Source organism: Cryomorphaceae bacterium (assembly GCA_007695365.1).
GTDB lineage: Bacteria > Bacteroidota > Bacteroidia > Flavobacteriales_D > SKUL01 > SKUL01.
In genome coordinates, this window is the sequence record REDV01000073.1 from 48,388 (window position 1) to 68,578 (window position 20,191).

Consider the following 20,191-nt stretch of genomic DNA (forward strand, 5'->3'; position numbering starts at 1 on the left):
AAATGAGAAAAGTTGTAGCCATAGTAGGACGCCCCAATGTGGGCAAGTCCACTCTTTTTAACCGATTAACCGAGTCGCGCGATGCCATTGTTGATTCCGTGAGCGGAGTTACCCGCGACCGGCATTACGGCATTGCCGAATGGAATGGGGTGAGGTTTTCTGTGATTGATACCGGTGGGTACACCATCAATTCAGAAGATGTATTTGAACAGGCTATTCGTCGTCAGGTAGAGCTTGCGGTAGAGGAATCGAATGTTATTCTTTACCTGGTGGATTGGCAATCGGGCATTACCGATTACGACGAGGCTATTGCACGGCTTCTCCGAAAATCAGGAAAAGAGGTGCTGCTGGTTTGCAACAAAATTGACTCGCCAGACAAGACTCCCCTTGCAGCCGAATTTTATTCGCTAGGGCTGGGAGAAGTGTACACCGTCTCAGCCGTGAATGGTGGAGGTACAGGTGATATGCTTGATGCCCTTGTAGAACTGCTCGGAAAGCCGGTTGCAGAGGAAGAAGATCCGGATATTCCTCGTTTTGCCGTGGTGGGGCGTCCTAATGTGGGAAAATCATCACTCATCAACGCCCTTACCGGCGAAGACCGGAATATTGTGACCGACGTGGCCGGAACCACGCGCGACACGATTGGCACCCGCTACCGCTCCTATGGATTCGACTTTCTTTTGATGGATACTGCCGGAATCCGCAAAAAAGCCAAGGTTCACGATGACCTGGAATTCTACTCAGTGATTCGCTCCATTCGGGCCATTGAAAGCAGTGATGTGTGCTTTCTGCTTATTGACGCGCTTGAAGGGCTGGAAAAGCAAGATCTCAATATCTTTTCCATGATCCTGAAAAATAAGAAGGGCGTTGTGATTCTGGTAAATAAATGGGATGTGTACGAAAAAGACCAGCACAGCACCCGAAAGCTTGAAGAGGAAATCCGCGAAAAGTTAGCCCCCTTTAACGACGTGCCCATATTGTTTGTGTCTGCTATCACCAAACAACGTATTCACAAAGCCCTCGAAACAGGAATTGAAGTGTTTCAGAACCGCAAACAGCGCATCTCAACCTCACGCCTGAATGATGTAATGCTCGAAATTATTGAACGCACACCTCCACCCGCAATTAAAGGAAAATACGTCCGCATCAAATACGTTACACAGATCCCAACACACGTGCCGAGCTTTGTGTTTTTCTGCAATCTTCCTCAGTATATCAAAGACCCGTACAAGCGCTTTGTAGAAAACAAGCTTCGCGAAAACTTCTCATTTACAGGAGTTCCAATCAATGTCTTTTTTCGCCAGAAATAGACGTGGTGCGTTTCTGGAGAACGGAGAACTCTAACGTGTCTGATAAAACTGGAATGATGATTGCTGTGTTTCTGATGCTCAGAACCATGCGATTTATGCCCGACTGTGGTGTAATGAGGATGTGAAGAGCACCAAACACTACTTATGCGGGCTTTTGTATCACAGGTGGTCCTACTTTTTTTTCTGCTTCCGGTTCACGGTCAGTATTACCCGTTGCGCGATTTTGAATACACCTGGAAAGAAACCAACCCCACATCCATTCCGGTTCATGCCCGTTGGGAGAATCACCCTGCGGTAATCTTGAAAGATGAGCGACGGCTCTCAGTGAGAGGGCAGAAAAGCACACACATGTATGTATACCTGGAGAGAAAAATGAGGGTAAAGCTGCATAGTCGTGACGGTGAACGCGTGCCTTTTCAAACTTTCAGACTGCCCGAGTCATGGGACCCGTTTTACGATGCCCGCAACTTGCCGCTGGAAAAAAGAGATGAGCGCCTCAGTGCAGATTACCTCAATGTGCGCATGGTGTTTTTTGCCGCACGGAAAATCCTGCCCGGGGGGGGTACAGTTTCGGTTGATTGGACCGATCGTTTTGATACCGATAGACTGGAAATTTATCAGCGGTCGGAGGTTCAGTTTCGTTATGTTTTTGATCTGTTGGGGTTGGCTCCCAACGATGAGATAGAGATTCACTTCAAGGTTGAGGTTCCGTACATTGACAACCCGATGCTTTTTAATTACCAGCGTATTTTTTTCCACCACAGCTATCCCATTCAGGAGCAGAGGCTTGAGGTAGTAATGCCCAAGCACAATATCAGCCTCATTACCGGTGTAAAACCCGACTCTGTCTATACCCGCAAACGCCGAACATCGCGTGTATGGCATCGCCATAATCTCAGTCCCTGTGTAAACGAACCCGGTATCAGACCCTCTCTTGACTTGCCTCACATCGTGGTGAGTCTCAATACCCAGAGCTTCAGGAACCGCACGCGGCATTATTTGTCAGACCAGCTACTGCCATCTGATTACACGTACAAAACCCTGCTCAACAGAGAATCCAATGCGTTTTGGCTGTATCGCGTAGCTACACGGCGCATCGAGCTCGATGCCCAAACCAAAAAGCTCAAACGCTTTATAGCCGGGCATACTTCCGATATTCCGGATGACCTTAACCTTGCAAAATTCGCGAGGTTGCATGAAGTCATTACTGAAGACTTTTCGTTCAGTTGGGACGATGCATACTATGAAGAGCGTGACATGAGCCTCGAAAAAATGGGCTCTCAGGTCGAGCGCGGACAAATGCGCGATATCAGCCGGTATAATCTCTACGCCAAAATGATCAATATGCTGGGCCTTTCTTACAATACGGCATATATGATGGATTCCAGAATCGGAACGATGACCATACCTTATCACGGCAATGTACTCTTTTCGGACTTTTCGTTTGCCATTCCAGACGACCAGAACATGCTGAATTTCTTTTACCCGAAACGCAACAGGTTTGGTTATGGTCCCAATGAATTCCCGTTTTACCTGGCAGGAACACCTGCTTTTTTGGTGAACTATGTGGACCTGCACTTTGAGGATGGGTATTTTCCGCCATTGGTTAACTTACCTGAAATGACCGATGAGAATTTCCGGCAAACCCGCTTGCATATGGAGATAGACACAAAGAACAGACGTGCCTCTGGTACGCTGGACGTTTCCTTGTCGGGTCAGTTTAGCACTTTAACGCGCTCATTGTTTGAGTTTGGGCGTATCGACAGTACCATTAACCCGGCCTATTCCAGAATTGTGCTGGACGGCCACGATGTGGAATGGTCAAATCTGGATCGAACAGAGTACAATCACTTTGCTCCTTTTGGCAGAAGGTATGAAGTGGATTTCAACTGGGTAGACGCCGGGCAGGCTTTGGGCGGGAATGCGTACGAACTGCCGCTATCTAACTGGTTCAATTTCGTTACATGGCGCGATTTTGATCGTTTTCCCAGGGTGCTTCCCTTTTACCCCGATTTTGTGGGATGGGACGAATTCGTGGTTCACCTCAGCTTCGACCAACCAGTAGAGATCCTCAATCTTGATGAACTGGAGCGCACGGTTGAAAACGATTTTGGCGAGTTTGCCGTGCAATTCACCAAAGAGCACCCCAATGAAATATCCATCCGGGCTTATCATTCCGTAATTGCTGAACAGGTACCTGCCAACCAGGCTGTACTTGTATCCCAGATCTACGGCTACATCCAAGACCTGAACAACGCCAGCTTAAAGTTGGGTTTCTTTCAGGACTAGAGCTTAAAAGCTTTGCGAAGTTTTTCTACGTAGTCCAGCTTTTCCCAAGTGAAGGTCTCAACCTTGAACTTCTTCTCTTTGTTGTTGGGAAGTTTAAAAGTCAGGGTTTTTTGCTCTGATTCACGCCCCATATGACCGTAGGCCGCTGTTTCGCGGTAAATGGGGTTTCTCAGTTTGAGGCGCTGCTCTATCTGGTATGGGCGCATATCAAAAATCTCTAAAAGCTTCTCGGCAATCTCACCATCTGTAAGGTTCACATGTGCCGTTCCGTAGGTGTTCACATATAGCCCCATGGGTTCAGCAATTCCAATGGCGTAGGCAACTTGAACAAGGGCCTCGTCGCACACACCGGCAGCTACCATGTTTTTGGCAATGTGGCGGGTGGCGTAGGCAGCAGAACGGTCAACTTTTGAGGGGTCTTTTCCGGAGAAGGCACCTCCTCCGTGGGCACCGCGGCCGCCATAGGTATCTACGATAATCTTGCGTCCGGTAAGGCCGCAGTCACCGTGCGGTCCTCCAATCACGAACTTTCCTGTGGGGTTTACGTGGTAGGTGATGTGCTCGTTAAAGAGACGCTTCAGGCGAGCGGGTAATTGACGCTTCACTCGTGCAATCAGATGCTTCTCGATGTCTTCGCGAATCACTTTCTGCATCTCCTCCTCAGCTTTTCGAACGGAGACCTCCGAATTTGCCTTGGGAGCCACAAATTCATCATGTTGGGTTGAGATAACGATGGAGTCAATCTTCAACGGTTGGTGATCGTCGCCATAGAGAATGGTAACCTGTGCTTTGGCGTCGGGGCGGAGATAGGTCATTTGCTTGCCTTCCTTGCGAATAGCTGCCAACTCTTTGAGCAGGCTGTGCGCCAGTTCAATGCCAAGTGGCATGTAGTTGTCGGTTTCCTTACAGGCATACCCGAACATCATTCCCTGGTCACCGGCACCCTGCGATTCCGGATCATTGCGTTCAACACCGCGGTTAATATCGGCGCTCTGCTCGTGAATGGCCGAGAGAATTCCGCAGGAGTCCGCGTCAAATTTGTATTGGCTTTTGGTGTAGCCAATATCTCTGATTACATCGCGTACAATACTTTGAACATCCAGGTAGGCTGAAGATTTTACCTCTCCTGCAACAATGACCTGCCCTGTTGTTACGAGCGTTTCACAAGCCACTTTCGAGTCCTTGTCAAAGGCCATAAAGTGGTCAATCAGTGCGTCAGATATTTGGTCTGCAATTTTATCGGGGTGTCCTTCCGACACCGATTCGGAGGTAAAATAGTATGGCATGTAGGCGTTTTTTAAGGTGCGCTAAAATAGGAAAAAGTAACAGAGGCGGAGTACGCCTCCGACAGGCTTAGTTAGTTTGCTCTACGTGCGTAAGCTGCTTGAAAATATCTTCGAGCTTCTGATGCTCAGCCTGCATACCCAGCACCGAGAGTTTGTGCTGTACCGCAAATTGAAAAAGGTCTTCTCTTAAATCCAGTTCGGGAGCATGACTGATGCGATACTGAAATCCATCAACGTGTTCCACTCGCTGAACACCTTTCAGTTTTTTGAGATCACCCGAAGAAGTGAGAGCATTGAACTCAACCACCAAAACCTTCATCCGTGTAACGTTACTCATAAGGACATTTACCGGGCTGTCGGCCACAATGTTACCGCGGTTGATAATAATCACCCGGTCGCAAATTGCCTCTACCTCCTGCATGATGTGGGTAGAAAGCATCACCGTTTTCTTTTCGCCGATGGTGCGAATCAGACTACGTATTTCAGACAGTTGGTTGGGGTCAAGTCCGCTGGTGGGCTCGTCAAGTATGAGCACTGCGGGGTCGTGAATCATTGCCTGTGCCAGGCCCACCCGTTGCCGGTAACCTTTGCTCAAGGCACCGATGGGTTTTTTTTGTTCGAGGGTAAGTCCAACCAGTTCAATCATCTCATCCGTGCGCTCGCGGGCATTTTTCACCTTGTACATGCCTGCCACAAAACGAAGGTACTCCTTTACATACATGTCAAGGTACAGCGGATTGTGTTCGGGAAGGTATCCCACATTTCGCCGTGCTGCCTTCGAGTCTTCCATCACGTCATGGCCACACACCGATGCCGTTCCGGAAGTAGGAGGGATGTAGCCTGTGATGATTTTCATCATGGTTGATTTTCCCGCTCCGTTCGGCCCCAGAAAACCAACCACCTCGCCCGAGGCGATGTTGAAGCTCACATTGTTCAGGGCTAGTTGCTCTCCGTAGCGTTTACTTACTTCTTTAACTTCGATGGACATAGGCTTGTGCTCAGAATCGTTGCGAAGATAGGATTAACCCTCAGTTCTTTCAGGGTGCCGCGGGCAAGATTTGTTAATTGAATAGGATTGCAGTGCGTACTTTTGAGGAATGGAGACGGGAGTAGTCATGAAGTCAACCGGAAGCTGGTACGACGTGCGCAGCAATGACGGTAAAACCGTGAAATGCAATATTCGCGGAAAAATCCGCCTGAAAGGTCTTCGAACTACCAACCCTGTTGCAGTGGGCGACAAAGTGCATTTTGAGATGCAGGATGAGGGCACCGGTGTGATTACCGGTATTGAACCCCGCATGAATTATATTGTGCGCCGATCGGTTAATCTGTCGCGAGCAGCTCATATACTGGCCGCCAATATTGACCAGGCATTGTTGCTGGTAACCTTGAAAGACCCGCTTACCCTGCCCGCTTTTGTAGATCGTTTTTTGGTAACGGCAGAGGCTTACCATATACCGGCGGTGCTTGTGTTCAATAAGATTGACATTTACACTGAGGCCGAGCTTGATAACTTGCGGGGATTTGCATCGGTGTATTGGGAGGTGGGTTATCGCTGCCTGGAGGTTTCGGCAGAAACCGGCGAAGGTCTGGAGGCGGTGCGAACACTACTCGCCAACAAGGTAAGCCTGCTTTCGGGCCATAGCGGAGTAGGCAAGAGCACCTTGGTAAATGCTGTAGATTCCGGTCTCAAACTTCGAACGGCTGCTTTATCTGAGTCTTTTCGTTTGGGGCAGCACACCACAACCTTTGCTGAAATGCACCCCCTCTCTTTTGGCGGCTACGTGATAGATACTCCCGGAATCAAGGGTTTTGGACTTGTGGATTTCGAAAAGTCAGAGATTGCTGAACGATTTCCGGAGATGAGAGCCCTGCAGTCAGAATGCAAATTTCATAATTGTGTACACGTGGATGAGCCTCAGTGCGCAGTAAAGGAGGCGGTAGAGGATGGTCGCATTGCCTGGACCCGCTACGACAGCTATTTGAAACTGTACTTTAACAACGAAGCCGGTGATACTTACCGGCAAAATCCATACAGCTAATCAATGCGGGCAGTAATACAGCGGGTTGCGGAGGCTTCGGTACAGGTAGAGAACCAAGTAGTAGGTGCCATCGGAAAAGGCTTGCTCATATTGCTGGGTATTGAGCACGATGATGATGAACAGGATGCGGTGTGGCTCGCGGAAAAAATTGCCGCCCTGCGTATTTTCTCTGATACAGAGGGTAAAATGAATGCTTCCATCGGAGATGTTGAAGGAGAGGCTCTGGTCATCAGCCAGTTTACGCTTCACGCTAAAACAAAAAAAGGAAACCGCCCGTCGTTTATCCGCGCAGCAAAACCAGACCACGCCGTAGCGATGTACGAGCAATTCGTGGCATACCTGGAAAAATCTCTGGGAAAGCCGGTGCAAACCGGTTCATTTGGAGCGATGATGCAGGTGTCGCTGGTGAACCACGGCCCCGTAACCATTTGGATAGATACAAAAAACAAGGAATAGACTAAAAGCAAGAACATGACAATCAGAGAGAGCCAGGAAATGGTAGATGAATGGATTAAAACCCATGGTGTGCGATACTTCAGCGAACTCACCAATATGGTAATTCTTACTGAAGAGGTTGGAGAACTGGCGCGAATTATGGCCCGGCGATACGGTGATCAATCCGAAAAAGAAAGTGACAAGGGTCTGGACATTGGAGATGAAATGGCAGATATCCTGTGGGTTTTGCTCTGTTTGGCCAATCAATGCAACGTGAATTTAGCCCAGGCTTTTCTGGCTAATTATGAGAAGAAAACGCAGCGCGATATCAATCGGCATAAGAACAACCCGAAGCTGCGGCCGCAGTAGTAAAGGTAGTTAAGTTAGTAGGGGAGGATGGCTTCATGATGGAGCTGAAGCTGCATCCAAATGATTTCGAGCGAGTCGGGTGATTGTTTCCAAAGGTATGCTTTGATCCTCGGATTTGCTCCCTGTGAAGTAGGCAGGCGATGGCCAATAACCATACGCTGCAAAGCTCCGGGCATGCGGTAAACAGGATCCAGGTCTCTGCCGTACCAGAAGCTGTTGGATGCCTCGTCTTCGTATTCAATAACAAGGGTTACCCGCGAGGTGTCGGATGTGTAGAAATAGGTATCGAGCACCGCCAGTTCGGGTGGTGATTGCTTCAAGTTGTTCAGGTTAAGTTCAATGGGTTTTGAAAATTGCTCGTTTTCTGCAAGAACCACACCCAGGTTCGGCGGAGAACCGGGCAGTGTATCCGGCATTACCTGCACAGTTGAAACCAAAACTGAGTCGAGCAGAGGCCAACGTCCTGATTCATTTCTTTTTTTGCCAAACAGATAAGCCCCTGAATTGAAATAATCGTGACGCTCAATCATCTGCGGGTAATTGATACGAATCATCTCAAGCACATCTTCACTCATGCTGTGATTGCTCCAGCAAAGGGCCACGTAATTATAGGCATCGGCATCAACAACTTTTGCCCACAGGGCTTGCCTGGAAGTATCTGCCGAAAGATTGTATAAGTCAAACCGGGGTGGAGGATCCATTTGTTGCGCGTAGTGTTGGATATACCAGGGAGAAACTACATTGGCAAGTGCGAGCGTATTTTCCGCACCATATTGTAATTGCCATCGGCTCATGTGTTCTGTCAGCTCCCTGAAAACACCAAAGTGATTGCGATTGTAATGCTCGTGAATCCACACAGTATGCCCTGTGGTAATGCCTAAAACCAACATCGAGATTAATGGGCCTGAAACTGTATTTTGCTGTCCGGCCAGGGGGGAGAAGATCAGCAGAATCAGGAAGGGTGCTGCAAACAGCATCACCGCGTATTGGAGAACCGGAAACTTCCATATCGAATAAAAGTAGCCTACCAGAAAGGGAATGACGACCAGCAGCAGAGCAATCAACTGCCATCGGGATGGAGCGATGCTGCGGTGCGAAGCGCCCCATCCGGTTGCAGCAGCCAGAATCAAGGCCAGCAACAGCCACCACGATTCATTGGTAATGCGTGTCAATAACCCTTTGGCAAACCCGGGCTCAGGTGCTGAAAGCCAGTTTCCAACCCCGTCCAGCGAGAGTTGATACAGCGTAATGGGAACATGTGGTAACCACAGAGCAACGGCAATCACCAATGCAAGCAGGTATCGGGATGCACTCCGCTTTTTGAGCATAAACAACCCCAAAAAGGCCATTACAACCACCTGAAGAAAACTAAAATAGTGCGTGTACATGGCGAGAGTGGCAAAAAGGGCCCCAATCCACACATCGCTGTTGCGGCGACTGCCCACTACCAATCGCGACCAATAGAAGGCCGTACCCATGGTGAAAAACAGTCCCGGACTGTAAGGTCTGGCCAATTGGCTGTAAAGAATAAAGAACTGAAGTCCGGTGAGGGCTGCCGCGGCTGCCAGACCGGCATTTTTCCCGAACCATTCGCGCCCTGTGAGATAGGTGAAGTACACGGCCCCTGTGCCCATCAATGCAAAAGGTATTCGCACCAACCACTCGTGGGTCGTTCCGGTTAAGGCGGTCCAAAACCACAACAGCAGTTGTGTAAAGGCCGGATGCCCATCCACGCGGATACCCTCGCGAAAGAGCGGGCCAAGGTGGTTGAAATCCAGCCTCGACAGCGCGCTCAGCTCATCATTGGAGAAAGAAAAATGAAGGTGATACAGCCTTAGAAAAGTCGCTGTAACCAGGATGACACCCAGCGCCAGGCGGTGATTAAGCCACGGTGTTTTCAACACTGGTTCTCTGTTTCAGGCATTCTGCCAGAATGATTCCCGCCGAGACCGAAACGTTGAGTGAGCCTGTTTGACCTGCCATGGGAATGCGCAGGTGTTGGTCAGAAAGTGCCAGCAGCGCAGGTTGAATACCGGTGTCTTCTGCACCCAAAATGACGCAAGTTGGTTCTGATAGTACACCGTTGTAGAGTGTTTCAGAGCCTTTTTCGGTGCATGACACCACGCTCAGCCCGCTCTCCTTTAGGTATCGAATGGCTCCCTCCAAATGATCGGTACGGCAAATGTGAAGGTTGAAAATAGCACCGGCCGAGGCCTTTACTGCATCAGCGTTCAGGGCACCCGCTCCCTTGGTAGGTAACAAGATTGCCTGGGCTCCCATACACTCGGCCGAACGGCAAATGGCTCCCACATTGCGCACGTCGGTGATGTGATCCAATACTACAACCAAGGGGTTTTTTCCTTCTTCGTACAAATTGGGAATTACATCTTCTATGCGGTGGTAACTCACCGGCGACAGGAAGGCAATGACACCCTGATGATTCTTGCGTGTAACGCGATTAAGCTTTTCAACCGGAACTTTTTGCACCGGTATTCTGCGTTGAGATGCGAGTTGAAGAACGTGCTTTGTGTGTTCGGATACTGCACCGCGCAGCACCAGAATTTTGTTGATTTCCTTGCCGCTTTCCAGTGCTTCGAGCACTGGGTGGTTGCCGAAAATCAGGTCTTTAAAGGGAGTATTAGTTTGCATGGATTCGTCCGTTGCGCCAGCTTTCGATAGCCCGGTACCACGATGCTTTGTAACTTTCATCGCGGCTAAGCCTGAAATCGTTGTCTGTAAATGGGTTGATTACTTTCACGAAGGTAAATGATAGTGACATGGTATTGCGATCTTCTCCGTAAATCCATGTTTCACCCCGATCTGTTTTGTGGATGATATTCGGGCGTCCATACACGATGTGAATTAACCCCCGATCTGTTCTCCAACCCTCTACGTAAGAGGTAAAAAACCGATTGGCTTCTTCCACCCGACCGTAGTACACTTGTATCATTTCGCGCGCCCGTTCTTTGGACCCCGCGCAGTCCAACCAGAATTTTTCAACGGCCAGACGAAGATTACTTCGCTGGCGCATTTCCCTGAACTCCCATTCAGTTGTTACATAGCGCAAGGATTCAAACATTTGCTCGGTACTTGTAACCAAGGGAAATGGGTCGGGAAAAGTGAAGATACTAAGTCCGGATTTCTGATTTCCGTCTTTAAGTATGTGAAAAAAGCCCGGACGATTCACATCCAGGATTGAAAAATCGCTGGTTGCTCGCATGGTAAAAACGCTGTCGGCTTCGTATCGGAAGGGCGGTGGACTGTATGACGAAAAAGGCGGCGGGGGCAGCGGAAAGTTCCGGTTGTAATACCGCACAGTCATGTCTTTGCTTTCGTTGTTTTTGATGCGTAATCGCATGGGAGTTGTTACGTAGTCTGTATATAGGGGTATGCGCTGTGCGGTTTCGAACACCAGGAAATTGTGCCGATGGTTGGGATTGAGCTTGTCAATGTCAAACCGCAATTCCTGCGTTTCATTTTTGTTCACATCGGTAATTCTCATCACAGCCCTGTACGTGTATCCGCTTCTTATCGAAAGGTTAATAGCGCTGTGCAGGTAGTTGTCGTCCCTGCCCGGGGCGGTATCGTTAACCCTCACCAATACGCTGTCAACAGCACGTACCATAGGGCCTTGTGGCGGATAAACTTTCAGGTCAATCACGGCATTGGATTCCATGCGAAAGGTTTCCATGTTTTGACCCGGGGTGAGGTCAGATGCAGCAATGCGAAGAAAAACGGTTGTGAGGCCTTCTTCCGGATGAAATACCCGGTAATCTGCACGAATGGGGGTGCGTTCAGAATTGTAAATGTGCGCAAGATTTTCGGAGGAGATGCTCCGCTGCGGAGCGCATCCATGCATCAGCATCAATGCCAGTAAAACTGTGAATGAACCAAAAATGATGTGTTTTTTGCGCATGAATTGTTCGAAACGTTCTTTAGCAATACAACGTGCAACAATCGTGCAAGTTTACACAATAATTGCCGGATTTGCCCTCGCTATGAGAAGTCAGGTGCGCTTGTGGATGGCGTTGCAGCATTTCGGGTTGCTAAGAGCTCCCTAATTGTTGAGGATTACTACGTAGGTACCCGCAGGAATCAAATCGAAAAGTTCGATAATGTCCTGGTTTTTCATTCGCACACAGCCATGTGATGCCGGACGACCAATCAGGCCTTCATCGGGTGTGCCATGTATCATAATGCCCCGGTTGTATGAGTCACAATCGCCGCCTTTGTTTACACCCGATTCAAGTCCGTCGAGATGCATCACCCTGGTTGTAATGACATCACCGGAGCCGGCCTGGGGCTTGTTATTGATGTTAGCAACGCTACCGGTGAATACCTTTTCGCGAATAATACCTAGTACTGGCACGGTGTCGCCTACTTTTTCGCGTACCTTGTGCAAGCCAACAGGGGTTTGGAAACTTCCTGACTTCTGACCAATGCCTTTACGCGCAGTAGACACAGGAAAGCTCCTAATAACCTCATTTCCGCTAATCAAATACAGGCGCTGCTTTTTGGCAGCCACGTACAGGTATGTTTCGAAACGGTGTTCTTTGTATTTGATATCCAGATATTCAGTCAGGAACGAGACCATGGCCGATTCTTTCTTGCGCTCCGAAGCCGGATTGGAAGAAGAGAATAGCAACCCACAGAACAGCAGGGTGATGGTGGTGAGCCATTTCATGCAACAAATTTAGGCATTAGAAGAAGTTCACGAATCCAAAGTGTATTTTACCTCCGCGCAGTTGTATCGGATTTCCAAACTGACTGCCCAGTGCATAGGTCAACGAAAATATACCTGCTCCGGTTTCGAAGCTGATGCCCGCACCAAATCCATACGGGGTATCGCGCACGTATTCGTTGCGCGTATCGGTTTCGTACCACGCTCCGTCAAAGAATGCGAAAAGATTGGAGTTTTTCTCAAGCAGAAAACGGTATTCGAGCGTAAAAATGCTGTATGCCGAGGCGAAAATGGACTCCTCGTCAAAACCCCTGATGGAATGCAATCCGCCAATTCGGTACACTTCATTGATAAACATGGTTTGAGCCTGCAATAGAGCTCCTTTTACACCCAGCATTACTGTATTGCGTTTGCCTATAGGAATAAAAGTGCGCGCATTGATTCTTCCGCTCCACTGGGTTGACCGCAGTTCTATGCCTTCGTAGAACGAATCGTCAATTTCAGGGTTTTTTCGAATGTTTCTGCTTCCGGCTGCTCCCTTCAGAAAAAACTGGTAACCGCGTGTGGGGTTGAATGTGTAGTCGAGGTCCACGAGATTAACCTCCGCCCCAAAGAGCGTGATGCTCGCGTTTGCAAGACCGTCGCTCGGATTAAAAGACCTTGAAATGACATTGGATTGAGTGGGTTCAACAAAGGCCTGGATATAATCCTGTCCTGAAAACATGTACGACACTCCAAGGTGGCCGTTTACCTGTACAAAGGTTGTGTCACGCCTAAACAGGTTAAAGCCCAGGTTCATTCCGAAAGGAGTGTTGAAGAGATAGGGGTGATCAAAGCGCACCTGGATATCTTGCGTTGCAGTTTGTAGTCGGCGCCAATTGAGTGATATCAGTTCCCCTCGTTTAAAGGCGTTTTGCACGGCCAGTTTTACATCGCCGGTTATGGTAATGTCGCCGGTCAGTTCATCGGGCTGAAGTCCCAGAATTCCGTCAAAACGGCTGGCTTTTCGTTCGTTGAGGTAGTACCTCACTTTGGTGAGCTCTTCACCAAAAACCACCTCAGTAGGTTTGAATGCGGTAACAAAAGGCAGTTCAGACAGCATTTGATCTGCCGCTGCCACTAACCTCTCGTTGTAGATGCTCCCCGGCTTTATTCCTACGTAGTTGTAGAAATATGCGGGGTTGGTTTTGGTGCTGCCGCGTACAATTACGCTGTCAATCACTACCAACTGGTTTCGCTCCATGTAGATTCCGGCCGTGATTTTTCCGTTGTCGATGGATACGCTATCCAGCTTAACAGTGGCAAATGGATACCCGTTGTTCTCGCAATACTCCAAAATGCTTTCAAAGAGCTCGGATACCTGTCGAGGGTTCATGGCGCGCTCATAGAATATCTTATCGCGAAAACGTATAGATCCCAGTGTAGCTCCGTCTAGATTACCCCTATTGAGCATGGCCCAATCAAAGCGGGGTCCGCTGTGAACATAGGCTATCCACTTGTTTCCATATTCGTGGATGCTATCCACCGAAAAACTTAAATGACCCCGTCGAAACATTTCAAACCTGACATCTTGCAGCGCGTTGTACCTGTTGGAACGGTTTTTGAAGCTGTAAAGACGAACAATATCAGTCGGGAAGGTCCCGGCTGCGTCCACCAATTGCAGGCTGTAACGCGGTTTAGTTTGCGCAAAGGCCATGGTGCTTACAGTCAAAAATGCTGCAACAAGCACAAGGTGAAGCAAAAAGCTTCGGTAGAAAAAATCAAGAAAAAAGCTCTTGAGCATAACCTTTCGGGGAAAGCTGCGTTAAAAGTGCAAATGCCTTACGGCTCAATGTGGATAAAAAATGGAAATTAAACTCAGAACGCAAACATAAAAGTATTAGTTTGCGCTGATTTTGAAAACGACGAATATTCAACATCACCACCATGAAACGATTTCTTGCAATTTTCTCTTTAGTGTTGCTGACCGGTGTGCTCGCGAGCTCATGCGGTTCTCAAAAGCAGGCATGTGCTGCTTATTCCTCAGTAGAGGTGCATACTCCGGCTGACAACAGCTAATGCCTGCATCCTCTCTTCTGTTGAACAGTCCTTTCCGAAGGAAAATGTTTTCCTATCAGCTTTCTGAATAGCGAAATGAGACAGCTTGCTCGATATTCGGATGCAGACTTTTAGCAACAGGGCAGCTTAGCGCACTTTCTTCCAGCAGCTTTTTTTCCCGGGCAGAATAATGATTGCCCGAAATGGTAATCCCTACCTCTATTTTTTCAATACGCCTTGGCGCTGATGCCATGTGTTTCCATACGTTGGCACTGGCCGATTGGAACGCAATTCCATGATTTCTGGCAACAATTCCCATCATCGTGAGCATGCAACTTGCCAAAGAGGTTGCCGTTAAATCCGTAGGCGAGAACGATTCTCCGTTTCCGTTGTTGTCCTTTGGCGCGTCTGTTATTAATACCGTGTCGCTTTGACAGTGAACCGCTGTTGTTCGCAAATTTCCGATGTAATTTACTCGTGAAGTTTCCATATTCGTTGAATGGTAGATTTCAGGCCCGTAATTTATAACTTTGCATACTCATGACGAAAACTGCGTTTTCCTTAATTCTCACTGTTTGGCTGGCTGCGGCAATCTCTTTGGTGCAGGCGCAGGAGACACTCTATGAGGAAACCATGGTTGTTTACAAGCAACAATACTACGGGGGTTTGAACCTCCATACCAGTGGTTGGGGAGCGAATTTTGCCCTGTTAAAAAATCAAACGGCCCACAGAGGAAGGGTGCTCCACCTTGAAATTGTTGGGATGAACAGTCACAAGCAAATCAAGAGTTTTAATCCTGTTTATGAAGATGCGCGAGGCTACCATTACGGAAAGCAGTATTCATTTTTTATTGTGCGCCCTTCCTGGGGGATGAAGAAAGTGATGACCGACAAATACCGTCGAAACGGAGTTGAACTGTCTTATACGTGGTCGGTGGGTCCCTCCCTTGGTTTCGCCAAACCGGTATACCTGGAAATAATGGAAGGGGGCTGGTTTACTCCGGGGCAGATTACAATAGAACGCTACGACGTAGACAGGCATTTCCATGAACATATTTACGGTCGCGCATCAGCCCTGGAAGGTTGGGGTGAACTCAGATTGTTTCCCGGGCTGCACGGTAAATTCGGATTTATGTTCGAGTATGCAGCCAATAAAACCGGGCTCAGGGCACTTGAGGCAGGAGTTGCATTTGATGGTTACGGGCAAGTGATACCGATTATGGCCCTCGAAGGCTCAGAAAATCGTCAGTTTTTTCTGAATTTCTACCTTAATATATTGTTTGGCAAGAAATACAATGTTACAAAATGATAGATGAGACAACGCAGGAAGTTCCCGTCAAAAAGCCATCCTGGCTCAGGGTTAAGCTTCCAACAGGCGAAGCATATAAGAAAGTTCGTGGGTTAGTAAGCGAACACAAGCTGCACACCATTTGTGAAAGTGGAAACTGCCCGAACATGGGAGAGTGTTGGGGTGCAGGAACAGCCACCTTTATGATACTCGGAAATATCTGTACCCGATCTTGTGGTTTTTGTTCTGTGGCGACAGGAAAGCCGCTTGATGTGGATGTTTTTGAGCCGCTTCGTGTTGCTAAGTCTGTGAAAATAATGGGGGTAAAGCACGCAGTGATTACCTCGGTTGATCGCGATGACCTTGAAGATGGAGGTTCCGTGATTTGGGTTCAAACCGTGCGGAAAATCCGGGAGTTGTCACCTGACACCACCCTGGAGACGCTCATTCCGGATTTTGCTGGTAAATGGGATAATTTGAATCGAATCATAGATGTAGCACCTGAAATAGTTTCACACAATCTGGAAACTGTGAGAAGGCTTACCCGTCAGGTTAGGATTCAGGCCAAGTATGACCGAAGCTTGGAAGTCCTGTTCAGGCTAAAAAAAGGAGGGATGAAAACCAAGTCGGGAATGATGCTCGGATTGGGTGAGACCCATCAGGAAATCATTGAAACATTGGAAGACCTTCGCAGCGTGGGGGTGGATATCGTTACACTCGGACAATACTTGCAGCCAACGAAAAGCCATCTTCCTGTGGCAGAGTTTGTTCATCCGGACAGATTCAAAGAATACAAAGAACTGGGCTTGGAAATGGGGTTCCGTTATGTAGAGAGTGGGCCGCTAGTTCGTTCGTCGTACCATGCCGAAAAACATCTTTTTTGAATCAAAGGAGTGTGAAAAAAAAGCAGAAGTTTAGGAGGTGAGAATGATAAGCGAATGTTAAATAATGCCTACCTTCAAGCCCTGAAAAGAGCGCGGATGTGGTATTGAACAGATGTGCTGGTTTGCTAAAGTTCTGAACGTTAAATTTTAAGAGATTAAGTAAAAAGCAAAACATGAAAAAGTTTCTACTCATTGTTTCGAGTGTGATTGCCGTGTCAGCACTGCTGATTGCGGGATGGAACCCGTTTGGGTCTGGTGAGAAAGTTGGCTTGTACAAGCCCAGAACGGCCAATTTCAACGCTGAGCGCGGAGCGCACGGTTGGATTGAGTACATGAAAGAACTCAAGCGCAATTATTACACAGGCGAAATCGAGATTGAAGACATTCTTGCCACAAGAAAAGCATTGAACAAGTTTAGTCGCAACCAGTCCAAGAGTAATGATATGGAATGGCGCACACTGGGCCCTGACAACATTGGTGGGCGTGTAAGAGCGCTCTGGCTCGACCCAAACAATGACAATCATTTATGGGCAGGGGCCGCCTCAGGTGGGGTGTGGAGAACCACTGATGGAGGCAACAGCTGGGAGGCAGTTGAAAGTTTCAATAAGAATGAAAACTTCATGTCGCACATGCCCATTGGCTTCATCAACCGAACAGGTAGCGGTATTTATTACATCGGTACCGGATCTCAACACGAGAACTTTAACCCTTCCGGGTCAGGAACCCCCGGTTTTATCGGTAATGGCCTTTTCCGTTCAACCAACACCGAAGGAACGGAATGGGAAAGAGTGTTTGGCCCCGATCAATACTTCAATACAAACCAACCCTGGCTTACCATTGACGCTATTGAACTGGACCCCAGTAACCCCGAAAAAATGTGGATTGCTCACAGCGGTGGTTTGGATGTCTATATCCACGGAAATGCTGACCTTGAGCCGCGTCCTGCCGGACTTCCCGGTACAGCTGTGGCCTGTGAAGACGTTGATATTTCTCCTGATGGTCAGGTTATTGTTACATCGGTTAATACGCGAGGATACATTTCAACCAATGGTGGCCAAAGCTTTTCAATGATTTCCGGAACACTCGCGAACGGTGGTCCCAATGTGCTGGGTGCTGGTGGTAACAGCCGAATAGAATTTGCTGTCTCGCGTTCGCCTGAGAATTACATCTATGCATCCGTTGTAAATACCAACCAAAGCCTGCGGGGTGTCTTTGCTTCGTGGGATCAAGGTGCTTCATGGTACCGAATTGCTCAGGATGTGAACGATTCCGGTACACAGCCGGCACTTTTTCAGCCGTTTGGTGGTGTAGGCGGACAAGGCCGTTGGGATAATGCTTTGTCGGTTAATCCTTTGAACCCCAAGCAAATTTTTCTTGGTGGTTTGGTTATTTACAGCCATACCATTGTGGGTAATGTTCCTTCGCTTTCCAACTGGGAGCAGCGCAGCCTTTACAGCACCAACTATCTGAATCCTTTTGCGGTTCACCCGGATGTTCACCGATTTGTGTGGGATTCGAACAACATTTTCTGGGCTTGTACAGATGGTGGTTTTTTCAAATCAACCACGATGGCAACCTCCAATGCGCCAACATTCTTCCCGGCCAATCAAGGATTTGTAACAACGCAGTTCTATGCTATAGCACATGGCGAAGATGGCCGAACGATTGGTGGAACCCAGGATAACGGAACACTATACCAGAATCTGCAAGGACCCACAGAAAACCACGGTTTTGAGGTGTTTGGTGGAGATGGATTCGATTGTGAGATTTCGTTCCTGCGACCTGAACTTTTGATCGGATCCAGTCAGTTTGGTACTATTTTGCGCTCTGTTGGCGCTGGCTTTGGTGAATTTATTTCACCGCCCCCGGGATCGTCGAGCGACTTTACCACGAACCTGCGTTTGGTTGAAACGGAGTTCGACCCATATTCAAAGCGTGGTATGTGGTGGGGTGCAGATACCCTGCTAGATGCTTTTGTGTTTGATGAACAGGTTTGGCCCGATGGCAGCGTTACACTGGGTTATGTACCCGAGGGTCACTGGATTCTGCATTTTGCAGCTGCCGATCAGCGTGAATTGTGGACGCAGACTACCGAAAACATGTACTACTACGAGACACGTGTAACACCTGATACCACATTCTTTACCGTGCTTGATACTGTGGAAGTAATCACGAATATTGAGTTCGTGGACACCACGTTCTTCCCGGTTGATACTACCTTCACCTTTGTTTGTGATACGGTGGAAATAATCGTGGATACGACCTACATAGATACATGTACCACCTTCCAGAACCAGATTTTCTGTGTCACCATTGATACGCTCTACACCTTTGGTGACACTGTACTCTGTGAGGTGACCGACACCATCATCGATTTTGATTTCTTCCTCAACTTCGACACAACATTTACTTATGTGACAGAAGAAACCATTGACTTCACCATTGAATTTATTATCGATGAACACGTCGCAGACTCCTTGTTCCTTGTAGATCCGGTTCAGTCCCTGTTTACAGTCGGTCACGGCGGTGGTTTGGGTATATGGGTTACACGAGATGTTACCAACACCGCAATAGACCCCGAATGGTGGTTTATCGGTAACGTGGATGAACTTGTGAACAGCATGGAATGGTCTCCTGATCGCGATCACCTGTACGTGGGAACTTCGTCAGGTCGTTTGCTTCGATTCTCAGGTTTCAATGAACTGTACTATGCGGAGGATATTGACAACATAACTGTAACAACGCTTATTACAGGTGGCCCACCCATTAATAATATTGCGGTTGACTACTCGCAAGGCACGGGTGGCCCTGATGGCCCTCCAGCCTCCGAAACAGTTGTGATTGCCCGCTCAACCTATGGTGTGCAGAGCAAAGTTCTGCGCTCTACTGTGGCCGCGTCAACAACTTCGTCTAATACCTTCCAGAGCATATTCAATGTTCCCACACCACTGGACAGAATGCCGGTGTACTCTTGTGTGATTTCTAAGGATGATCCGAATGTAATCGTGATAGGAACAGAAGTGGGTATCTTCCGAACTGATGATGGAGGAGGAAACTGGTACGAGGCTAACGGTGGCCATATGGATCGTGTTCCAGTTCTTGACCTTCGTCAGCAGTACCGTGAACACTGGGAGGTTCTTAACTCAGGTGTTGTTTATGCAGGTACCCATGGAAGAGGAATCTTCGATAATGATGATTTCTTCTCGCCCTGGACGAGCGTGGAGGAGAATGAAGGTGTCAGCACGGTTAATGAACCACTCATGAGTTCTCTTACTGTTTTCCCGAACCCGATGAACACCCACGGATGGGTTGAGTTTGACCTTAAGGAAGCGAGTGATGTGCGAATGGTAATTTTCAACATCAATGGTCAAATGATGGAGCAAATTCACCGCGAACGCCTTCCGGCCGGAAACCAGCAGGTGCAGTTTAGTGCCGAAAGACTTTCTGCGGGAACCTACCTGATTCGTGTAGAAGCAGGCGGCATTGCCGAAACCAAGCGCTTCATCGTAACCCGATAAACTGATTGAAAAAAGTAACAAAGCCTTCCCGTAATTTCGGGAAGGCTTTTTTT

Annotated in this window: 16 protein-coding genes; 8 read left to right on the forward strand and 8 right to left on the reverse strand. The window is 48.3% G+C overall.

The window, feature by feature from the left end:
- The first annotated feature begins 2 nt into the window (after positions 1–2).
- Both EA392_05775 and EA392_05780 read left to right on the forward strand, forming a co-directional pair.
- Positions 3–1,310 carry a ribosome biogenesis GTPase Der gene (locus EA392_05775; GenBank protein TVR39705.1) on the forward strand — a complete coding sequence of 436 codons (1,308 nt, stop codon included), beginning with the start codon at positions 3–5 and terminating at the stop codon, positions 1,308–1,310.
- A 165-nt stretch (positions 1,311–1,475) separates the two neighbouring features.
- Positions 1,476–3,599 (forward strand): hypothetical protein, encoded by a 2,124-nt coding sequence (locus EA392_05780; protein TVR39706.1) that lies wholly within the window; start codon positions 1,476–1,478, stop codon positions 3,597–3,599.
- Here the strand turns inward: EA392_05780 and EA392_05785 are convergent.
- Complete coding sequence (locus EA392_05785; GenBank protein ID TVR39707.1) at positions 3,596–4,885, reverse strand: methionine adenosyltransferase; 1,290 nt, start codon at positions 4,883–4,885, stop codon at positions 3,596–3,598. The two genes, EA392_05780 and EA392_05785, sit on opposite strands and share 4 nt — an antisense overlap.
- Before the next feature lie 67 nt (positions 4,886–4,952).
- The gene (gldA, locus tag EA392_05790; protein TVR39708.1) at positions 4,953–5,873 is read right to left on the reverse strand and encodes a gliding motility-associated ABC transporter ATP-binding subunit GldA; all 921 of its coding nucleotides are present in this window, start codon (positions 5,871–5,873) and stop codon (positions 4,953–4,955) included.
- A gap of 109 nt (positions 5,874–5,982) precedes the next feature.
- Between gldA and rsgA the strand changes: the two genes are divergently transcribed.
- The 3 genes from rsgA to EA392_05805 are packed head-to-tail and all read left to right on the forward strand — an operon-like array spanning position 5,983 to position 7,731.
- Positions 5,983–6,927, forward strand: a complete 945-nt coding sequence (gene rsgA, locus EA392_05795; GenBank protein TVR39709.1) for a ribosome small subunit-dependent GTPase A — start codon at positions 5,983–5,985, stop codon at positions 6,925–6,927.
- A 3-nt stretch (positions 6,928–6,930) separates the two neighbouring features.
- A complete protein-coding gene (locus EA392_05800; GenBank protein ID TVR39710.1) occupies positions 6,931–7,383 on the forward strand; it encodes a D-tyrosyl-tRNA(Tyr) deacylase in 453 nt (150 codons plus the stop codon).
- A gap of 15 nt (positions 7,384–7,398) precedes the next feature.
- On the forward strand, positions 7,399–7,731 hold the full coding sequence (locus tag EA392_05805; GenBank protein ID TVR39711.1) for a pyrophosphatase: 333 nt from the start codon (positions 7,399–7,401) through the stop codon (positions 7,729–7,731).
- 14 nt (positions 7,732–7,745) lie between these two features.
- Here EA392_05805 and EA392_05810 read toward each other — a convergent pair whose 3' ends face one another.
- From EA392_05810 to EA392_05835, 6 genes are all read right to left on the reverse strand, one after another.
- Positions 7,746–9,635 (reverse strand): hypothetical protein, encoded by a 1,890-nt coding sequence (locus EA392_05810; GenBank protein TVR39712.1) that lies wholly within the window; start codon positions 9,633–9,635, stop codon positions 7,746–7,748.
- A complete protein-coding gene (gene rlmB, locus EA392_05815) occupies positions 9,613–10,380 on the reverse strand; it encodes a 23S rRNA (guanosine(2251)-2'-O)-methyltransferase RlmB (protein TVR39713.1) in 768 nt (255 codons plus the stop codon). The genes EA392_05810 and rlmB overlap by 23 nt, the downstream gene beginning before the upstream one ends.
- Complete coding sequence (locus tag EA392_05820) at positions 10,370–11,647, reverse strand: GWxTD domain-containing protein (protein TVR39714.1); 1,278 nt, start codon at positions 11,645–11,647, stop codon at positions 10,370–10,372. Before EA392_05820 ends, rlmB begins: the two co-directional genes overlap by 11 nt.
- Before the next feature lie 141 nt (positions 11,648–11,788).
- Positions 11,789–12,415: a L,D-transpeptidase gene (locus EA392_05825; protein TVR39715.1), complete on the reverse strand. Its 627-nt coding sequence runs from the start codon at positions 12,413–12,415 to the stop codon at positions 11,789–11,791.
- A gap of 16 nt (positions 12,416–12,431) precedes the next feature.
- Positions 12,432–14,195, reverse strand: coding sequence for a hypothetical protein (locus EA392_05830; GenBank protein ID TVR39716.1), 1,764 nt, complete (start codon positions 14,193–14,195; stop codon positions 12,432–12,434).
- Positions 14,196–14,525: 330 nt separating this feature from the next.
- On the reverse strand, positions 14,526–14,939 hold the full coding sequence (locus tag EA392_05835; GenBank protein ID TVR39717.1) for an OsmC family peroxiredoxin: 414 nt from the start codon (positions 14,937–14,939) through the stop codon (positions 14,526–14,528).
- Positions 14,940–14,989: 50 nt separating this feature from the next.
- Between EA392_05835 and EA392_05840 the strand changes: the two genes are divergently transcribed.
- From EA392_05840 to EA392_05850, 3 genes are all read left to right on the forward strand, one after another.
- On the forward strand, positions 14,990–15,757 hold the full coding sequence (locus EA392_05840) for a hypothetical protein (protein ID TVR39718.1): 768 nt from the start codon (positions 14,990–14,992) through the stop codon (positions 15,755–15,757).
- Positions 15,754–16,620, forward strand: coding sequence for a lipoyl synthase (gene lipA, locus EA392_05845; protein ID TVR39719.1), 867 nt, complete (start codon positions 15,754–15,756; stop codon positions 16,618–16,620). Before EA392_05840 ends, lipA begins: the two co-directional genes overlap by 4 nt.
- Positions 16,621–16,793: 173 nt before the next feature.
- Positions 16,794–20,138: a T9SS C-terminal target domain-containing protein gene (locus tag EA392_05850; protein ID TVR39720.1), complete on the forward strand. Its 3,345-nt coding sequence runs from the start codon at positions 16,794–16,796 to the stop codon at positions 20,136–20,138.
- The last annotated feature ends 53 nt before the right edge of the window (positions 20,139–20,191 follow it).

Excerpts from the sequence above, each read along its gene's own strand:
- EA392_05785 (TVR39707.1), bottom strand. The coding sequence starts at position 4,885 with ATGCCATACTATTTTACCTCCGAATCGGTGTCGGAAGGACACCCCGAT.
- EA392_05830 (TVR39716.1), bottom strand. The coding sequence starts at position 14,195 with ATGCTCAAGAGCTTTTTTCTTGATTTTTTCTACCGAAGCTTTTTGCTT.
- EA392_05805 (TVR39711.1), top strand. The coding sequence starts at position 7,399 with ATGACAATCAGAGAGAGCCAGGAAATGGTAGATGAATGGATTAAAACC.
- EA392_05825 (TVR39715.1), bottom strand. The coding sequence starts at position 12,415 with ATGAAATGGCTCACCACCATCACCCTGCTGTTCTGTGGGTTGCTATTC.
- EA392_05775 (TVR39705.1), top strand. The coding sequence starts at position 3 with ATGAGAAAAGTTGTAGCCATAGTAGGACGCCCCAATGTGGGCAAGTCC.
- EA392_05800 (TVR39710.1), top strand. The coding sequence starts at position 6,931 with ATGCGGGCAGTAATACAGCGGGTTGCGGAGGCTTCGGTACAGGTAGAG.
- rlmB (TVR39713.1), bottom strand. The coding sequence starts at position 10,380 with ATGCAAACTAATACTCCCTTTAAAGACCTGATTTTCGGCAACCACCCA.
- EA392_05850 (TVR39720.1), top strand. The coding sequence starts at position 16,794 with ATGAAAAAGTTTCTACTCATTGTTTCGAGTGTGATTGCCGTGTCAGCA.
- rsgA (TVR39709.1), top strand. The coding sequence starts at position 5,983 with ATGGAGACGGGAGTAGTCATGAAGTCAACCGGAAGCTGGTACGACGTG.
- EA392_05840 (TVR39718.1), top strand. The coding sequence starts at position 14,990 with ATGACGAAAACTGCGTTTTCCTTAATTCTCACTGTTTGGCTGGCTGCG.
- lipA (TVR39719.1), top strand. The coding sequence starts at position 15,754 with ATGATAGATGAGACAACGCAGGAAGTTCCCGTCAAAAAGCCATCCTGG.
- EA392_05835 (TVR39717.1), bottom strand. The coding sequence starts at position 14,939 with ATGGAAACTTCACGAGTAAATTACATCGGAAATTTGCGAACAACAGCG.
- EA392_05820 (TVR39714.1), bottom strand. The coding sequence starts at position 11,647 with ATGCGCAAAAAACACATCATTTTTGGTTCATTCACAGTTTTACTGGCA.
- gldA (TVR39708.1), bottom strand. The coding sequence starts at position 5,873 with ATGTCCATCGAAGTTAAAGAAGTAAGTAAACGCTACGGAGAGCAACTA.